Origin of the sequence: Baekduia sp. (assembly GCF_035996765.1) — a bacterium.
GTDB lineage: Bacteria > Actinomycetota > Thermoleophilia > Solirubrobacterales > Solirubrobacteraceae > Baekduia.
Genome location: NZ_DASYJG010000082.1, coordinates 1 through 16,218 on the forward strand (window position 1 = coordinate 1; position 16,218 = coordinate 16,218).

Consider the following 16,218-nt stretch of genomic DNA (forward strand, 5'->3'; position numbering starts at 1 on the left):
CCTGGGTCATGCGCCTGCCGTGGCCCAGACCAAATCGCCGGCCGCCCTCACCGGCACGGTGACGGCGGGCGCGGAAGGCGCGCTGGAAGGCGTCGTCGTCAGCGCCAAGAAGGGCATCGTCACCGTCAGCGTGGTCAGCAACGCCAAGGGCGAGTTCAGCTTCCCGGCCGGCAAGCTTGGCGCCGGCGACTATGCGCTCTCGATCCGCGCGGCCGGCTACGACCTCGAAGGGCCGTCGATGGTAACCGTTGCGGGTGACAAGCCGGTCTCGCTCGATCTCAAGCTTACCAAGACCAAGAATCTCGCCGCGCAGCTCTCGAACCTCGAGTGGATCCTCAGCGTTCCCGGCACCGACGCGGAGAAGCGCGCGCTCACCGGCTGCACCAACTGCCACACCGTCGAGCGCATCGTGACCTCGAAATACACTGCCGAGGAGATGCTCGACGTCATCAAGCGCATGGCGCAGTACTCGAACAACAGCTTCCACAAGAAGCCGCAGATCCGCACCGAGGTGCGCGACATCAACCGCTTCGTGCCCAACGCCGACAAGGTCGCGGCCTATTTCGCCAGCATCAACCGCAGCAAGGGCGAGCAGAGCTACGAGCTCAAGACCGTGCCGCGGGTCAGCGGCGACGGCACGCGCGTGGTCATCACCGAGTACGACCTGCCGGATCAAATGATCCAGCCGCACGACGTCGTCACCGACAAGGACGGCATCGTCTGGCACAGCGACTTCAGCGGACAGATGCTCGGCCGCTTCGACACCAAGACGCTCTTCCGATCTGCTTCCACCGCCTCTTCACGCACCGCGCCTTCAAGACCGGCAAGCCCCTGCGCGCCACGCTGGCGATCCTCGGCTCGGCTGCGATCGAGGGGCCGATCACGGCATGGGTCGCCGACCATCGCAAGCACCATGACTTCTCCGACCAGGTCGGCGATCCGCACAGCCCGCACGTCGAGCACGGCCACGGCTTCTCCGGCGCGCTGCGCGGGCTCTTCCACGCCCACGTCGGCTGGCTGTTCCTCCACACCCACCGCGGCGCCAAGGAGCGTTACGCCCGCGACCTGCGCGCCGAGCCGATGATCATGACCATCGACCGGCTCTTCCTCGTCTGGGCGCTCGGAGGTCTCGCCCTGTGCTTCTTTGCCGGCTGGGCGCTCGGCGGCTCGGTCCACGCCGGGCTGACCGGGCTGCTGTGGGGCGGCGGCGTGCGGATGCTCGTCGTCCACCACGTCACCTACTCCATCAACTCGATCTGCCACTTCACCGGGCGGCGCGGCTTCGAGACGCCCGACGAGTCGCGCAACGTGTGGTGGCTGGCGCCGTTCACCTTCGGCGAGTCATGGCATAACAACCACCACGCCTTTCCGACCTCGGCGCGCCACGGGCTGACGCGTTGGCAGTTCGACCTTTCCGGCCTCGTCATTCGTGCCTTCGAGAAGACCGGGCTGGCGTGGGACGTCGTCCACATCACGCCCGAGCGGATGGCGGAGAAGGCGGCGGCGTAAGCAGTAGTTGACGAATATACGTAAATTCGTATAGTCTTGTCGGGTGCTGTTCGCTACCCCCAAGCTCTCGCGGGATCTGCAGCAGCGTCTGGAGACCCTCGACGCGCGCCGCGCCGCTCTCGGCGCCCGCGTCGGGACGCCGACGCCTTGGAACGGCACCCTGCGCCGCCAGGTGCGCGCCGAGTCCGCGGAGAGCTCGATCGCGATCGAGGGGTTCTCGGTTCCCCCGACGGAGATCGCGGCACTTGTCTCCGGCCAGATGGTGCCGGACCCCGAGGACACCGATCGCATGGCGCTCGTCGCCTACGGCCGCGCGATGGAGCACGTCGCCGTCATGGCCGTCGATCCCGGCTTTCGCTGGTACGACCGCGTCATCCTCGACCTGCACTTCGACGCGTGCGGGTTCCAGCGCGACAAGCGCCCTGGCTTGTGGCGCGATCACCCGATCGGCGTGACCAGCCCGTCCGGGAACGGCATGGCCTACGTCGGGCCCGACGCGCAGTCCGTGCCGAAGCTCATGGGCCAGGTGGTGTCGTGGCTCCACAAGGGCGACCCCCACGCCCATCAGGTCGTCCGCGCCGCGATGGCGCATCTCCACCTCGTCTCGGTGCATCCGTTCAGCGACGGCAACGGGCGTCTCTCGCGCATCGTGCAGTCGCTCGTCCTCGCCCGCGACGGCATCCTCGCGCCGGAGTTCGGCTCGATCGAGCAGCACCTCCACGAGCACACGGCCGGCTACTACGCGGTGCTGCAGGAGGTCCAGAGCGGCAGCTACCAGCCCGACCGCGACGCGACGCCGTGGATCGAGTTCTGCCTGGCAGCGCACCTGGAGCAGGTCGACCGCCGAATGGAGCAGCTCGAGGCGGCGGCGCGCCGGTGGCAGGCGCTGGAGTACCTGGTCGCCGCGCGCGGGTGGCCCGACCGCCTCGTCATCGTCCTCGAGCGGAGCCTGGTCGGCGGCGCCGAGCGCGCGGCCTACGCCGCGGAGGCCGACGTCTCGCTGCCGACCGCCAGCGGCGACCTACGCCGGCTCGCCGACGCCGGCTTCGTCGAGCAGCAGGGCCGGACGCGGAACACGCGCTACGTCGCGACCGCGCTGCTGCGCGAGCAGCTCGACGCGCGCTGAGCTACGCCACCGGCTGCAGGTGCCGGTAGGGCTCTTCGCCCCGCAGCGAGCGGATCACGCCCGCGACGACGTTCTCGTCGTTGATGGTCTTGCCGTCGGTGACGGCGTCGACGATGCCGCGCTTGCGCTCGACGAGCTCGGCCATCGTCTCGTCGATCGTCTCGGCGGCCAGTAGGTACCAGGCGGTGACGGAGTCGGTCTGGCCGATGCGGTGCGTGCGGTCCTCGGCCTGGTCGTGCAGCGCCGGCGTCCACTCGAGCTCGAGGAACGCGACGTTGGAGGCGCGCGTCAGCGTGATGCCCTGCGCGGCGACGCGGGTGGCGCAGACGATCAGCTGCGGGCCGCCGGGCTCTTGAAACTCCCGGACCGACTCCTCGCGCGCCTCGATCTTGTCGCGGCCGAAGAGGTGCAGCGCGTCGGGGAAGCGCTCGAGCACCGCCTCCTGGATCTCGCGATGACGGGCGAAGACGACGAGCGGCTCGCCGCTCGCCAGGAAGTCGTGGATCCACGCCAGCGCGGCGTGGAGCTTGCCGCGGGCAGCGAGGCGCTGGAGCGCGCCGAGCTGCGCCAGGCGCTCGGCCCGCAGCGTCGCGGCGATCTTCGCGTTGAGGTCTGAGAGCTCCAGCGGCTGGGAGCGCAGCCACTCGACGACGTCGCGCTCGGCGACGCGGTACTCGCGCTCGTTGTCCAATGACACGGGCACGACGACGCGCCGCTTGGCCGGCAGCTGCGGCAGCACCTCGCTCTTCAGGCGCCGCACGAAGCACGAGCGCCGCAGGTGCCAGTGCAAACGCTCCTCGGTCAGGACGCCCTGGAACTGGCGGCTGAAGCGCGCGCCGGAGCCGAACTCGTCGAGCCGGCCGATGATCCGCAGCTGGGAGATCAGCTCTTCTGCGTGGTTGAGCACGGGCGTGCCCGTGAGCGCGACCCGCAGCCCGCCCTTGACGACCGACTCGGCCAGCCGCCGCACGGCCTGCGTGCGCTTGGCGCGCGGGTTCTTGCAGTAGTGCGACTCGTCGATGATCACGGCCTTGGGGCGCAGCCGCGCGAGCGTCTCGTAGTGCTTGCCGACGACCTCGTAGTTGATGATCGTGATCTCGGCGGTCTTGGGCACCGCGACGCCGCCCTCGACGATCGCCACCGAGCGGTGCGGCAGCCACTTGCGCGTCTCCCGCAGCCAGTTGAGCTTCAGCGACGCGGGGCAGATGACGATCGCCGGGTAGGCGTCGTCGGCCTCCATCGCGGCCAGCGCCTGGACGGTCTTGCCCAGGCCCTGCTCATCGGAGAGGAAGGCGCGCCGTGCATCCAGGACGTAGCGGACGCCCGCCCATTGAAACGGCTCGAGCGTGCCGCCGAGGCGGTCGACGATCTCGGTCAGCGGCTCGGCCTCGGTGGCGCGCGAGCGGCGGATCGCCGCGGCGGCCTCGGCCGCCTCCTCGCGCAATTCCTCCAGCGCGTGGGCGGCCGGCGCGTCGATCGCGACGCCGTGGGCGGCGAGAAAGCCATCGAGGTGGTGGACGACCCACGGGTCCAACGGCAGCGAGCGGCCGCCGTCGGAGGTGCCGGGCAGGCGCTCGAACGCGTCGCCGACCGACGGGTCCCACAGCGTCTCCAGCAGGAACGCCTCGCCCTCGACCGAGACGTTGAGCGCCAGTCTCGCCGGCGGCGCCTCGCCGCCGTGCTCCAGCGCCAGGACGCAGCGCAGCGCGGCGCCGTCGAGCTTGGCCCCGCGCGCCTCGCCGATCGCCACGGCACCCGCCTGCGTGAGCGGTGCCAGCAGCTTGCCGTCGACCTCGATCGACCCCTCCAACAACGCCTCGGGCACCGTGCCCGCGCGCGTGTCGAGGACCCACCAGCCGCGGCCGTCGTAGCGCGTCGTGCGCACGCGGCCGACCCAGCGCTCGCCGACGCCCTTGAGCCAGATGTCGACCTGGGCGCTGGTCGTCAGCTCCGGGAAGCGCTTGAGGACCTCGGCGACGTGGACGGCCGCCCAGTCGTCGATGGGCGCCCACCACTCGCGCGTGTCCCAGTCGAACCGGCGATGGGGAATCTGCCGCACGACCGCGACGATGTGCGGGTCATACGGGAATCCGAGGACGACGATCGGCTTACCGTCGGGCCCTCGGCGAAGATCGACGTTCGGGTCGCCGGAGGCCAGTTCCACCACCCTCAGGCTATCGGCCTTAGGACGGCAGTGATGAGCCCGCGAAGACGAAGAACCAGATGCCGAAGAGCACGAGCGCGCAGCTGACGCTGATCGCCATGACCTGCTCGAGGACGCCGCGGTCGGTGGTCGACCGGCGCTCCCCGCGCATCGAGCGGTTCCAGGTCGCGTGCTCGCGCTTGTCGGAGATGCGGCCGGTCACTCGCATGTGCGTGCGGTTGACGATCCCGAGGAACTTGCCGACGACCACGGCGGTCAGCGCCATCCCGACGAGCACCAGGAGGTAGGGACCGAGGCTCGGCTGGCTGGAGTCTGTCATCCGCGACGCGATCCACAGCCAGGCGATGGGGGAGACGAGCCAGACGACGACCGAGCCGGCGGCCATGACGATCACCAAGCCGACGCCCGCAGCGTTGCGGTGTGGTCCGACGGATGGCGATCCGGTCTGGGCGGTCATGGCGCAACTCTTGTACCCGATTCTAGGCTCCTGGAGCGCTCGCCACGCCGCCGTGGACAAAGCGCTCAGCGCGGTCCTGCGCCGGACGTGTTGAGGCGGGCGACGGCCCGTTGGGCGTGCCGCCGTCACCGGTGCGTGCGACGCGCGCCACACCCCAGGCCAGCGAGGCCATGAACATCAGCGAGAGGGCCAGGACGATCAGGCAGGCGGCGGTCCACAGCCAGCTCGGGATGTCGTCCTTGCGCTCGCGCTGCAGGAGTTCGTGGTCGGCGACGAAGGTCCGCGTGAAGCTGGCGGTCGCCGGGACCAGCTTGGCCCCCGGGATCGCCGGGTCGGCCGGCATGTAGATCGGGATGCCCATGATCGTGCGGCCGTTCTGGACGCGGACGATCGTCTTCCAGTCGCCGTAGACCGGCGCCGGGGCGCGGAAGCGGTAGACGCCTTCGGCGACGCGCTGCAGCCGGTCGACCTTCATGCCGCCGTCCTGCCAGGAGGTGACCGTGGCCCACGCGGCGTTGTCGGCCGTGTTGCGCGGGTTGAGCGTGACGGTGCCGACGACGTGGGGATGCCTCGCATCCCCACCGTCGCTCTTGAGCGCGACGGTGGCGGTCTGGCCGCTTGGCGCGACGGTCGCCAGCCCGTAGGCGGTCAGCGCGGCGATGGCCACGAACGACGCGATCGTGGCGGTGCGCGCCACGGTCGGGCTCGGCAGCTGGAAGCGCAGGCCCGCGCCGAGCAGGCCGCCGAGCACGCCGCCGGCGGCGCCGGCGATCGGGGCGACGATCATCGCCTCCGGCACGATGCCGTCGCTCCACGGCAGCGGGAAGAGCTGGCCGACCCACAGCCACTCGGCGGCCAGGCCGACGGTGCCGCAGAGCACGCCGCCGACGGCGCCGAGCAGCACCGGGCGGTTGCGGCCGGTGGCCAGCGCGACGCCCTCGATGCACAGCGCCTCGACGAGGTAGAGCGGCAGCGTCGGCGCGCTCTCGCCGAAGACGTCGCCGACGATCAGCGAGATGCCGCCGCGAACAGCGAGGAACATCAGCGCGGTGGCCAGCGCGCCGCCCTTGCCGATCCAGATGCGCGCCGCCGTGAGCGCGAGGCCGGCGGCCAGCGCGATCAACATGGGGTGGAACACCATCCGGAACTGCGGGACGCCGAAGTCGAACTCGCCCTGGAAGGTCGAGAGGCCGATCAGCAGACCGCCCATCAGGCCGACGCGGCGGAAGGCCACCAGGAACTGGGGGCCGTCGACGCGGTCGGCCTGGATGCCGCGGAAGCGCAGGCCCTCGGCGAGCAGGATGGCCTGACCGATGAGCGTGAGGCCGGCGCCGCCGAAGAGCATGAGGTGCGTCGGGCCCCAGAGCGTGACGTCCTGGCCGAAGAGGCGATGCCACATGTCGTCGAGCGGGAAGCCGAGCAGCGCGAAGCCGCCGCAGGCCGCGGTCAGGACGCCGCCGACAGGGACGTACCAGTCGCGCGTGATCCGGATCGCGGCGGGGCCGGGCTTCTCTTCCGGGAGCGCGAGCGCGAGGCAACCCGAGGCGAAGACGCCGTAGAGCCCGACGAGGATCAGGTAGTGCGCGGGGTTGGCGAGCGGGCCGGGGTCGCGGCCCTGGTCGATGTGCAGGGAGATGTCCCAGTACATGCCCAGCAGCGCGACGAGGAGGCTGCCACCGCCGACGCCGAGCGGCAGCGCCGCCCAGGCGGGCAGCCCGGAAACGCGCTCGGAGAAGGCCGCGAGGCGGCGCAGCGTCTTGCCCTTGCCGTTGCGGTAGCCGAAGATCCCGAGCATCAGGACCGCGGTGGCGACGCTGGCCATGCCGGTGGCGATGGCGATCTGATCGAGCGCGGCGCCGCCGGCCGGATTGGCGGCAGGGGGCGACGCGGCAGCGAGAACGTGCGAAAGTGCCATGAGTCGATGTTACACCGATCCATGTCACATCAAACGCGGTAGAGTTGTCCTGTGTCCGATGTCACGGAGGCACCCGAGCGCGCGACCCACGATGGAGATCTGACCATCGACGAGCTCGCGCAGCGCACGGGGATGACCGTCCGCAATATCCGGGCCCATCAGTCACGCGGTCTTCTGCCGCCGCCCGACGTGCGCGGCCGCACCGGCTACTACGGCCCCTCGCACCTCGCTCGCATTGAGCTGATCCGCGAGATGCAGGGCCAGGGCTTCAACCTGCAGGCGATTCGGCGGCTGGTCGACGCCGCGCCGGGCTCCTCGGAGGAGCCGCTGCGCTTCCTGCGCGCGGTCGCCGAGCCCTACACCCAGGAGCAGCCGGAGGTGCTGACGCGCGAAGATCTCGCGCAGCGCTGGGGCTCGACGGATCCGGGACTCCTGGAGCGGGCCATCAAGTTGGGGTTGTTGCGTCCCCTCGGCGACGGGTCCTATGAGGACATCAGCCCGCGGCTGACGCGCGCGGGCAAGGAGCTGGAGGCGCTCGGCGTGCCCGCCGCGGTCGGCCTCGAGTTGGCGACGACGATCCGCCGGCACGCCGACGGCGTCGCCCGCGCCTACGTCAAGCTCTTCGTCGAGCAGGTCTGGAAGCCCTTCGAGGAGGCCGGCGCACCCGAAGATCGCTGGCCCGAGGTCCGCGACGCGCTCGAGCGCCTCCGCCCACTCGCCGCCGACACGCTCCTGGCGATCTTCGGCGTCGCCATGGCCGACGCCTCCGAAGAGGCCTTCGGCCGCGAGATCGAGCGCCTCCAGCGGCGCCGGCGCTCGAAGCACTGAGTGTTGCTGTGGGCTGAGCCGGCCCCGGGCGGATTGCCACCGACGAGGACGGGAATGCGCATGATCTGCGCAGACGCACCGTCAGTTCTGCGACACCGAGCATCCGGCGCTCTGCGCCGCCGGTAGCGTCGCCGACCGTCGTGAAGACGCTGGAGGAGGTCACTTATGAAGCCGGCCGGGCGGCGCTCGCCGACCAGGAGGCGATGGTCGGTGGCATTCGCCAGCGCACCGGCACGCTGCTCGCTGCGCAGGCGCTCGTCGCCTCGTTCCTCGGTGGTACCGCGATCAAAGACCATGGCTTCCACGCGTTGGGATGGCTGGCGGTGCTGGCGTTGTTGATGGGCTTGGTCGTTGCTGCGGTGGTACTGGCGCCCTGGCGACTGAAGTTCGCCGTCAATGCGCGCGATCTCTACGAGCAGCTGTATCGGCAGGCGCGGGAGGAGGCGGATCTCGACTCCTTGCGCTGGCTCGCAGCGGCTGGATTCGGCTATCAGGATCTCCGGTTGCGCAACGCGCAGAGCGTCCGATGGCTCTCGCGGCTGTCCGCCGCGCTCAGTGTCCTGATGGTGATGCAAACCGTTTTGTGGCTGCTGGCCATTCGTCTATCCTGAGGCCATGGCACCGCGACCAGCGCCCCCCGAGGAGATCATCGCGTTTCCGACCTGGATCGGCATCGAGGAAGGACGCGGCGAGCCGCGTCCGCGGCCGAAGCCCAAGCCGCAGCCCAAGGACAGTTAGTCCTCAGCCGTCGTCGCGCCGGCGCGAGATGCGGATCTCGGCCGGCGAGATGACCTTGATCACGACGTGGGCGGCGCGGGTCGGGGCGCCGAGCGTGAGGAAGTCGCGGACGCGGCCGGTCTCTCCGCAGAAGGGGCAGGCCAGCGGAGAGGCCGGGCCGAGGTGGGCGCCGGTGGGCGCGACCGGTGCGTCGCAGGTCGGGCAGGCGAGGGTGCCGACGGCGAGCGTCGAGGTCCGCTGCACGCGGCGGATCTCCTCAGGACCGCCGAGGCCGCCGACGGGGTCGGAGCCTTCGTCGGAACCGCCGCTGCGACGGAAGAAGCTCACCGCTCCCAGTCTAGGACCGCTACGCGGCGCGCACCGCGGGTTCGACGCCCGCGGCGACATCCGCGCCATGGCCGTGTTGGGCGATGGCACCGAGGAGTTGCGGCCAGGCGGCGCACGGCAGGTCGTGGCCCATCCCCGGGATCGTGATCAGCCGGGCGCCGTTGATCGCCTTCGCGGTCGCACGGCCGCCGGAGGGCGAGACGAGGACGTCAGCCTCGCCGTGGATGACGAGCGTCGGCGCCTGCACGGCGCGCAGCTCGCGGCGGCGGTCGCCGCTGGCGATGATCGCGCCGAGCTGGCGGGCGGTGCCCGCGGCGCTCGGGCCACGGTCGAAGCTCAGCTCGATCATCGCGCGCAGCTCGATCTCGTCACGTTCGAAGCCGGGCGAGCCGATGGTCGCCCACGTCTTGAGCCCGCGCTCGACGAAGCCGTCACGGTCGGCGGGCGACTTGCCGAGCAGCACGGGGTAGGCCTTCAGCGCCGGCTGGCCGCTGAAGCGCGCGCCCGTGTTGGACATGATCGACGTCAGCGTGCGCGTGCGCGACGGATGGCGAGCGGCGACCGTCTGGGCGATCATGCCGCCCATCGAGACGCCGACGACGTGGGCGCTCTCGAGCTCCAGCGCGTTCATCAGCCCGACCGTGTCGAGCGCCATGTCGGCCAGCTTGTAGGCCGGGTTCGGGACCCGCCGCAGCGCGATCTCGCTCAGGCCGGGCACGTGCGCGTCGTCCAGCCGGGTCGAGCGGCCGACGTCGCGGTTGTCGAAGCGGACGACGAAGAAGCCGCGGCTCGCCAGGTCTTCGCAGAAGCGCGTGTCCCACGCGATCATCTGGGTGCCCAACCCCATGATCAGCACGACGGGCGGGGCCGCAGGATCGCCGAAGGTCTCGTAGCAGAGGGTGATCCCGTTGCCGACGTCGGCGAATTGCTCGTGCATCACCTAATGGTACCTGCCCGAACGAGTCCGTCTACGCGGCGAACCGCAGGTCCGGGCGGCCTCGCTGACCCTCGTCCTTGCGCGCGAGCTCCGCGGCCAGCTCGGCGGCCATCGGCAGGAAGAGGTCGACCAAGGCAGGGTCGAAGTGGCGGCCGCGCTGGCGTGCGATCTCCGTGATGGCCTCCTCCAGCGTCCACGCGTCCTTGTAGGGCCGGCGCGAGCGCAGCGCGTCAAAGACGTCGCAGATCGCGCAGATGCGGCCCGCCAGCGGGATCTCCTCGCCGCGCAGTCCAGCCGGATAGCCCGCGCCGTTCCAGCGCTCGTGGTGGGTGCGCGCGATCTCCTCGCCGAGCTGGACCAGCGGCGACGGCGAGCCCGCGAGCATCGACGCCCCGATCGCGGCGTGGGTCTGCATGATCGCCCACTCCTCCTCGTCCAGCCGGCCCGGCTTGAGCAGGACGCGGTCGGGTACGCCGATCTTGCCGACGTCGTGCAGGACCGCGGCGTGGCGCAGCGTCTCGGCGTCGGTCGCGCTGAAGCCGGCGGCCAGCGCGAGGCGCTCGCAGAGGATCCCGATCCGCTCGACGTGCGCGCCGGTGTCCTCGTCGCGCCACTCGGCCGCGTGGGCGAGGCGGCGGACGACCTCGAGCTGGGTCTCGTGCAGCTCGGCGGTGCGCTCGCGCACGGCCTGCTCCAGCACCGCGTTGTGCAGCGCGACGCGGCGGCGCTCGCGGCGCTCGGTGAGGTAGCTGGCGGTCACGGTGCCGACGGCGCTGAGCGCGAGGCCGGCCAGCGGGGCGACGACGGGGATGATCCAGCCCTGCAGGAACGCGAGGTAGGAGAGGCCGAGGTAGGCGACCGCCAGGACGGGCGCGGTCAGCACCGAGAGCGTCTTGAGGCGCAGCGCGGCGATCGCCGGGGCGAGCGCGAGCAGCAGGACCGCCAGGATGCCAGCCCAGCCGGGCGCGCTGCGCAGCGGCAGCCCGTGCAGGACGGTCCACAGCGCGTTGGCCTGCACCTCGGGGCCGGACATCAACTCGTCACGGACCGTCGGCGTGGGGTGGACGTCCTGCTCGGTCGGCGCGGTCATGCCGACGATGACGACCTTGCCGCGGACGGCCGAGGCCGCCAGACGATGGTCGCGGACGTCGGAGAAGTGGTAGGTCGGGATCGTGCCGGGCGGGCCGCGGAAGTCGATCCACGCGCCGCCGTGCTCAAAGGTCGTCGGGTCGACGCGATGCCCGAGCGAGCGGGCCGTCGCGACGGCGAGCGTCGGGACGCCGTCGGCGGACGGCTGCACGCGGGCGATCTCGCCGCCGGCCAGGATCGGGAACGTCGCCATGGCGGCTTGGGCGTGCGCACGGGCGAGGTTCTCGTCGCCGCCCAGGACGTTGGTGTGGCCACGCGCGTCGGTCTCGGTCGTCGCGAGGATCGTGCCGGGGAAGCGACCGACCGCGTCGTACAGCGCACCGTCCTGCGCCGGGCTCGTGGCCTCCGTGAACTGGACGTCGTAGATGACCTTGCGTGCGCCGAGGCGGTGCAGCTCGTCGAGGACGTCGGCGTGCCACGAGCGCGGGTAGGGCCAACGGGCCTGCTGGGCGTAGTCCGAGAACGTCGCGGCGTCGATGCCGACGATCGCGAGATCGTCGGGCCGCTGCGCCGGGCGCAACTGGAAGCGCAGCGCGACCGTCGTGTCCTCCAGCGAACGCGCCGCGTGGGTCGTCCACGCCACGATCCCGCAGGCCGCGGCGACGAGGCCCGCGAGCAGCACGGCGCGGGCGTGTGCCGGCGAATGGCGCGGCGTCGGGGCGGAGCGTGGGGCCATGGCGGGTCAGGGCGTCATGCGCGCCAGGTACTGATGGCCGCGGGCCACGACGACGGTGCGGTGGCGGCGCAGGTCGCGCACGGCGACGGCGCCGGCGGCCACGCGGGTCAGCGTGCCCGCGCAGGTGTCCTGCGTGAGCCACTTGGTGCCGCGAACGGTGGCGACGCTGCCGCGGCCGCGGGTCTGGAAACGGCCGTGGTTGTCGCTGCCCCAGAGGGAGCGCGGCGGCTTCTTCTTGGTGGTCTTGCGCTTGTGCTTGGTCTTGGAAGCCGCGGCGCGGGCGACGGCCTTGTTGGTGGTCTTGCAGTGCGAGAAGTCGCCACCGCGGAGCACGAGCGCGACCATGCCGTGCGCGGACGCGCTCTGGCGGACCTCGAAGACGGCGCCCCAGAAGCGGCCGGTCTGCGTGGCGCCCCGGCGGTCCAGCGCGGTCTTGAGCTCGGCGGTGCCGGCGCGGGCGTCGATGACGGTCCCGGTCGGCACGATCTTGGCGGCGCCGAGGTCGAGCGGTGCGCCGGACGGGCTGGTCGCGGTGACGGTGCCCTGGACGGCGGCGACGCCGAGCGTCTTGCCGAGCGATGGGGTGACGGTCGCGGTGGCGACGCCGGGCGCGACGGTGGCGCCGTCGTCGGCGGACGGGGTGCCGTCAGCGTCGGGGGTGGTGGCCTTGCCCGAGGAGGACGAGGACGGCGAGCCGGAGGTGCCCGAGCCTGACCCTGTGGTCCCGGAGATGATCGTTGACGTCACCGTCGAGACGGTCGGGAGGCTTGGGGTGCTCGTGCTGCCCGCGCCCGGCGTCGAGGGCGCCGGGTCGCTCGTCTCGCCAGACCCGTCGCCCGAGCCCGAGCCCGACCCCGAGCTCGCGGTGGTGAAGCTCACGTCGCGCCCGTAGGCCGTGCTCAGCCCGCTCGTCGCCACGGCGCGCACGTGGTAGGCCGTGTTCGGCGCCAGGCCGGTGACGGTGAGGGTCAGCGTCTGATTGACGCCCAGCAGCCCGGTGGCGACGGCGGTCGACGTCGTGCCGTAGCGCGTGGTCGTGCCGTATTGCCAGACGACGTTGCCGCCGAGCGCGGAGACGCTGACGGTGGCGCGCAGCGTTGCCTGCGTGGCGGCGACATCCTGGGGGCTCCCGGTGGTGACCGAGAGCGCCAGCGCGTGAGCGGAGGCGGGCAGGGCGATTGCGGTCGCCGCGGTCGCGAGGGTCGCGACGGCGGCACGAGTCATCCATGACGGGCGCACGCCTAGGAGATCGGCACGGATCCCCAGGAATGAGACCCAGAACTGGCCAACCGAACGGTTTAGACACGGTATTGGCCCTGTTTCTGGACGAACGTCGGACGAAGCCCGTGCGTCAGGCCGAGCCGCTGTGTCCGTTGACGAACGTCGTAAGGCGCTCTTTGCCGCCGGAGGCGATCGGCTCACCGTGGGCGAAGAGCAGCGCGTCGAAGTCGTGGTCGAGCAGCGCCCGCAGCGCCTCCGTGATCCCGCGGCGCACGCCCTCGGGGTCATCGCCCATCAGGGAGTCCGGCACGAACGACAGCTCGCCGTCCCCGTTGCGGATCACGGCGTCGGCGAAGAGCAGGATGCCGGGGCCGGTGGCGATGTGGAAGGCGGTGTCCTCGGGCGTGAGCGCACCGACCTCTAGCGCGATGACGTCGGGCGCGACCGTGTCGCCGAAGTCGAACGGCTGGACGTCCGGGCCGCCGTTGGCGAACTCGTGCAGCCCGAGCCGCTGTGCGCGGATCGGGCAGTCGAAGGCCGCGGCGAGCTTCTCGGCGTGGCGCAGGTGATGGCGGTTGGAGAGCAGGATCGTCTCCGGTCGCCCGTGGCGGCCGAGCTCGTCGATGCCCTCATCGGGAACGCGCGGGTCAAAGAGCGCGGCGCCCTCGACGAAATAGTGCGAGTGCACGGGTTGGCCGATGCCCTCGTGGAAGGTCGTCCAGTGCAGGACGCCGGGAAGCACTTCATCCATGGGCGTCGCCCTACCCACGGGGTGCGGGAGGCCAACCCTTGTCGCGGCGCTATCCCGGACGGAGAACCAGGCCAACGGTCAGGACCGGTGCGCGGTCCAGCGCGGCGTGCAGCGCCGGTTCGTCGGGGTACGGCGCGCCGGCGAGGCGTCGACCCTCGACGCGGAGGGCGAGGCGGTCGACCGCCAACGGCCAGGGGTCGAGGGTGAAGGCGTCATGGTGATCGCCCGCGCGATCGAGCGCGAAGCCGTCGACCGTGTGCGGCGCCTGGTCGCGGCAGAGCGCGAGCGAGAGGCCGTCCCAGATGGCGAGCAGCGCCTGGTTGCGGGCGAGCTCCTCTTCGGTCGCGCCGACCTCGGCGGCGAGCTGCGCCTGCAGCGCGCGCTGGCCTTCGAGGTAGCCGGCGACCGCGCGGGCGATCTCCGGGTCGTCGGTCTTCGGCGGGAAGCGCTCGTAGAGCCCGGTCCCATGCAAGGACACCAACAACGCTGCGTAGCGGCTTTGGCTGAGCACGCGCGTGGGTGCCGCCGCCCAGAGCGCGAGGTGCGTGCGGCGGTCGAGCTCGAAGAACTGGCGCGGCAGGCCGCTGCGGGGGTGGCGCGCCGGCCGCAGGTCCCACTCGGCCATCCCGATGTCGTGCTGCAGCGCTCCGAGGCAGACCTCCTCGAAGGGCGTCGGCACGGGGAAGCGGTCGTTGCCCCAAGCCCGGGCGAGCTGCCCGGACAGCCAGGCGTGCGACGCCTGGCCGATGGCAAGGACCGCATCCCCGTCCGGGCGGAGGATCACCCCTCGCGGCCGTGCTCGCGCCCCGGCCGGCGCTGGATCGCCACGCGACGGCTTACCGGTCCGACAGGAGCGGCTGCGCCGTCGCGCGGCGCCCAGCATCCGCCCGGAGCACGATCACGACCACGAGGCACTCGCTAACGCTCCTCGTCGGCCTCGCCGTCGACGGCCGTGCGCTCGTCGGCCTCGACCTCGGGCGTGAACGCATCGCCGATCGGGTCGGCCCGCCCGCCGCCGTGGCTGGCGTTGTCGATGAGCTGCTCCTCGGCGAGCTCGAAGCCTTCCGACTCGCCGCCGCCGGCCTCGGCGACGGCCTCGAAGGCCTCGTCGCCGTGGGCGTCATCCAGGCGCGGGCCGCCGATGTTGCGTGCCTCGGCGGCCGCGGCGGCCTCCTCGGCGGCGACGAAGTCGCCGTCGGTGTGGACCACAGGCGTGGGCTCCGCGGGCGCAGGCTTCGCGATGCCCGGCGTCGGCATCGAGGACGCGTAGGCGGGTGCGGGGGGTGCGGTGGAGGCAGGCGCAGGGGCGGGCGGGGCAGACGCGGCCGGGGCCTTCCCGCGGCGCCGGCGCCGGAACGCGGCGCCTCCTGCGGCCAGGCCACCGAGGGCGAGGAGTCTCTTGGGGATGCGGGGCATGACGGAATCCGTACCCGATCGGGGCGGCCGGCGAAAGGGCTGCAAGACGGACGGACGACTTCGTGGGTCAGGAGAGCGCTGTGTCTCGGTACGTCACCCAATAGGTCCGCCAGGCTGACCACGAGCAGGAGAAGTGTATGTTTTTGGCGTGTTCACGCCGGTCCAGACGCGTCGAACCTTCGAGGAGGCGGCCGAGCAGATCGCGGACAAAGTCCGGATCGGCGAGCTCCGCGTGGGCGACAAGCTGCCCGGCGAGCGGGCGCTTGCCGCGCAGATGCAGATCAGCCGCCCGACGCTGCGCGAGGCCGTCAAGGTCTTGGTCGAGGCGGGTCTGCTGGAGGTGCGGCGCGGGCCCGGCGGCGGGATGTTCGTGGCGACCGACGTCGTCGGCCTCGAGCTCGTCCGGCAGCGCTCGAGCCTGCGCCTTGGCGAGGTCGCGGGCGTGTTGGAGGCACGTCGGATGCTCGAGCCGCGGGTCGCGCAGCTCGCCGCCGTGCGGGCCACCGAGGACGACTTTGCGGCGCTGCAGCGATCGATCGACGCCATGCGGGCCTTGGTCGATGCGGGGCGCGCGCTCAAGCAGGAGGACCGCTTCCTGCAGCTCGACGTCCAGTTCCACCTGGCGCTTGCGCGAGCGTCGGGCAACGCGACGGTCGAGTCGCTGATGCGGGTGCTCTTCCGCCAGCTCGAGATCGCACGCGACATGGCGATGCACCTGCCGCTGGTCCCTGAATGGACGATCCAGATCCACGAGCGGACGGTCGCGGCGGTGCGCTCGGGCGACCTCCTGGAGGTCGAGGCGGTCATGGACGAGCACGTCGGCCAGCTGGAGAAGACGTGGGAGGAAGAGACCGCGCGGGCGCTGGTGCGGCCCCTGCCCGACTTCCTGTTGCCGGTCGGCTCGCGCACCAAGCCGGCCGCCTAGCCCGGCTGGGCGTTTCGCTCCTGACCAAGCGTTTAGCACCGCCCCCAACGGTGGTAAGGTCAATTGACCCATTGTGGGT

General features: G+C 71.6%; 16 protein-coding genes and 1 pseudogene. 7 read left to right on the forward strand and 10 right to left on the reverse strand.

Annotated features, from left to right (window positions below):
* Nucleotides 1-58: 58 nt before the first annotated feature.
* From VGO10_RS17915 to VGO10_RS17925, 3 genes and pseudogenes are all read left to right on the forward strand, one after another.
* A pseudogene (locus VGO10_RS17915) lies at nucleotides 59-229 on the forward strand (carboxypeptidase-like regulatory domain-containing protein); the annotation flags it as partial.
* 98 nt (nucleotides 230-327) lie between these two features.
* Nucleotides 328-1,509: an acyl-CoA desaturase gene (locus tag VGO10_RS17920; RefSeq protein ID WP_327471018.1), complete on the forward strand. Its 1,182-nt coding sequence runs from the start codon at nucleotides 328-330 to the stop codon at nucleotides 1,507-1,509.
* A gap of 43 nt (nucleotides 1,510-1,552) precedes the next feature.
* Nucleotides 1,553-2,635: a Fic family protein gene (locus VGO10_RS17925; RefSeq protein ID WP_327470916.1), complete on the forward strand. Its 1,083-nt coding sequence runs from the start codon at nucleotides 1,553-1,555 to the stop codon at nucleotides 2,633-2,635.
* Between the two features lies 1 nt (nucleotide 2,636).
* Here the strand turns inward: VGO10_RS17925 and VGO10_RS17930 are convergent, their stop codons facing one another.
* From VGO10_RS17930 to VGO10_RS17940, 3 genes are read right to left on the reverse strand one after another with little or no spacing between them, the layout of a single operon-like run.
* Nucleotides 2,637-4,799: a DEAD/DEAH box helicase gene (locus tag VGO10_RS17930; protein ID WP_327470918.1), complete on the reverse strand. Its 2,163-nt coding sequence runs from the start codon at nucleotides 4,797-4,799 to the stop codon at nucleotides 2,637-2,639.
* 19 nt (nucleotides 4,800-4,818) lie between these two features.
* Nucleotides 4,819-5,256 (reverse strand): hypothetical protein, encoded by a 438-nt coding sequence (locus VGO10_RS17935; protein WP_327470920.1) that lies wholly within the window; start codon nucleotides 5,254-5,256, stop codon nucleotides 4,819-4,821.
* A gap of 22 nt (nucleotides 5,257-5,278) precedes the next feature.
* Entirely contained in the window at nucleotides 5,279-7,171 is a 1,893-nt protein-coding gene (locus VGO10_RS17940) for a hypothetical protein (RefSeq protein WP_327470923.1), read from the reverse strand.
* Nucleotides 7,172-7,222: 51 nt separating this feature from the next.
* Here VGO10_RS17940 and VGO10_RS17945 point away from each other — a divergent pair, with 51 nt between their 5' ends.
* The 3 genes from VGO10_RS17945 (at nucleotide 7,223) to VGO10_RS17955 (ending at nucleotide 8,737) form a co-directional block, all read left to right on the forward strand.
* Nucleotides 7,223-7,999 carry a MerR family transcriptional regulator gene (locus VGO10_RS17945; protein WP_327470925.1) on the forward strand — a complete coding sequence of 259 codons (777 nt, stop codon included), beginning with the start codon at nucleotides 7,223-7,225 and terminating at the stop codon, nucleotides 7,997-7,999.
* Between the two features lie 140 nt (nucleotides 8,000-8,139).
* Nucleotides 8,140-8,610, forward strand: a complete 471-nt coding sequence (locus VGO10_RS17950) for a hypothetical protein (RefSeq protein WP_327470927.1) — start codon at nucleotides 8,140-8,142, stop codon at nucleotides 8,608-8,610.
* Nucleotides 8,611-8,614: 4 nt separating this feature from the next.
* A complete protein-coding gene (locus tag VGO10_RS17955; RefSeq protein WP_327470929.1) occupies nucleotides 8,615-8,737 on the forward strand; it encodes a hypothetical protein in 123 nt (40 codons plus the stop codon).
* A 3-nt stretch (nucleotides 8,738-8,740) separates the two neighbouring features.
* On the opposite strand, the gene VGO10_RS17960 is transcribed toward VGO10_RS17955, so the two are convergent.
* The 7 genes from VGO10_RS17960 to VGO10_RS17990 form a co-directional block, all read right to left on the reverse strand.
* Nucleotides 8,741-9,064, reverse strand: a complete 324-nt coding sequence (locus VGO10_RS17960) for a hypothetical protein (RefSeq protein WP_327470931.1) — start codon at nucleotides 9,062-9,064, stop codon at nucleotides 8,741-8,743.
* 19 nt (nucleotides 9,065-9,083) lie between these two features.
* Nucleotides 9,084-10,001 (reverse strand): alpha/beta hydrolase, encoded by a 918-nt coding sequence (locus VGO10_RS17965; RefSeq protein ID WP_327470933.1) that lies wholly within the window; start codon nucleotides 9,999-10,001, stop codon nucleotides 9,084-9,086.
* A gap of 31 nt (nucleotides 10,002-10,032) precedes the next feature.
* Entirely contained in the window at nucleotides 10,033-11,826 is a 1,794-nt protein-coding gene (locus VGO10_RS17970) for a CHASE2 domain-containing protein (RefSeq protein WP_327470935.1), read from the reverse strand.
* 6 nt (nucleotides 11,827-11,832) lie between these two features.
* Nucleotides 11,833-13,050: a hypothetical protein gene (locus VGO10_RS17975; protein WP_327470937.1), complete on the reverse strand. Its 1,218-nt coding sequence runs from the start codon at nucleotides 13,048-13,050 to the stop codon at nucleotides 11,833-11,835.
* A 127-nt stretch (nucleotides 13,051-13,177) separates the two neighbouring features.
* Entirely contained in the window at nucleotides 13,178-13,798 is a 621-nt protein-coding gene (locus tag VGO10_RS17980; RefSeq protein ID WP_327470939.1) for a hypothetical protein, read from the reverse strand.
* A 49-nt stretch (nucleotides 13,799-13,847) separates the two neighbouring features.
* Nucleotides 13,848-14,582, reverse strand: coding sequence for a DUF3891 family protein (locus tag VGO10_RS17985; RefSeq protein WP_327470941.1), 735 nt, complete (start codon nucleotides 14,580-14,582; stop codon nucleotides 13,848-13,850).
* A gap of 134 nt (nucleotides 14,583-14,716) precedes the next feature.
* Complete coding sequence (locus tag VGO10_RS17990; protein WP_327470943.1) at nucleotides 14,717-15,214, reverse strand: hypothetical protein; 498 nt, start codon at nucleotides 15,212-15,214, stop codon at nucleotides 14,717-14,719.
* A 148-nt stretch (nucleotides 15,215-15,362) separates the two neighbouring features.
* Here VGO10_RS17990 and VGO10_RS17995 point away from each other — a divergent pair, with 148 nt between their 5' ends.
* Nucleotides 15,363-16,139, forward strand: a complete 777-nt coding sequence (locus VGO10_RS17995) for a FadR/GntR family transcriptional regulator (RefSeq protein WP_327470945.1) — start codon at nucleotides 15,363-15,365, stop codon at nucleotides 16,137-16,139.
* Nucleotides 16,140-16,218 lie beyond the last annotated feature (79 nt).

Excerpts from the sequence above, each read along its gene's own strand:
- VGO10_RS17935 (WP_327470920.1), bottom strand. The coding sequence starts at position 5,256 with ATGACCGCCCAGACCGGATCGCCATCCGTCGGACCACACCGCAACGCT.
- VGO10_RS17980 (WP_327470939.1), bottom strand. The coding sequence starts at position 13,798 with ATGGATGAAGTGCTTCCCGGCGTCCTGCACTGGACGACCTTCCACGAG.
- VGO10_RS17970 (WP_327470935.1), bottom strand. The coding sequence starts at position 11,826 with ATGGCCCCACGCTCCGCCCCGACGCCGCGCCATTCGCCGGCACACGCC.
- VGO10_RS17940 (WP_327470923.1), bottom strand. The coding sequence starts at position 7,171 with ATGGCACTTTCGCACGTTCTCGCTGCCGCGTCGCCCCCTGCCGCCAAT.
- VGO10_RS17965 (WP_327470933.1), bottom strand. The coding sequence starts at position 10,001 with ATGCACGAGCAATTCGCCGACGTCGGCAACGGGATCACCCTCTGCTAC.
- VGO10_RS17975 (WP_327470937.1), bottom strand. The coding sequence starts at position 13,050 with ATGACTCGTGCCGCCGTCGCGACCCTCGCGACCGCGGCGACCGCAATC.
- VGO10_RS17990 (WP_327470943.1), bottom strand. The coding sequence starts at position 15,214 with ATGCCCCGCATCCCCAAGAGACTCCTCGCCCTCGGTGGCCTGGCCGCA.
- VGO10_RS17955 (WP_327470929.1), top strand. The coding sequence starts at position 8,615 with ATGGCACCGCGACCAGCGCCCCCCGAGGAGATCATCGCGTTTCCGACC.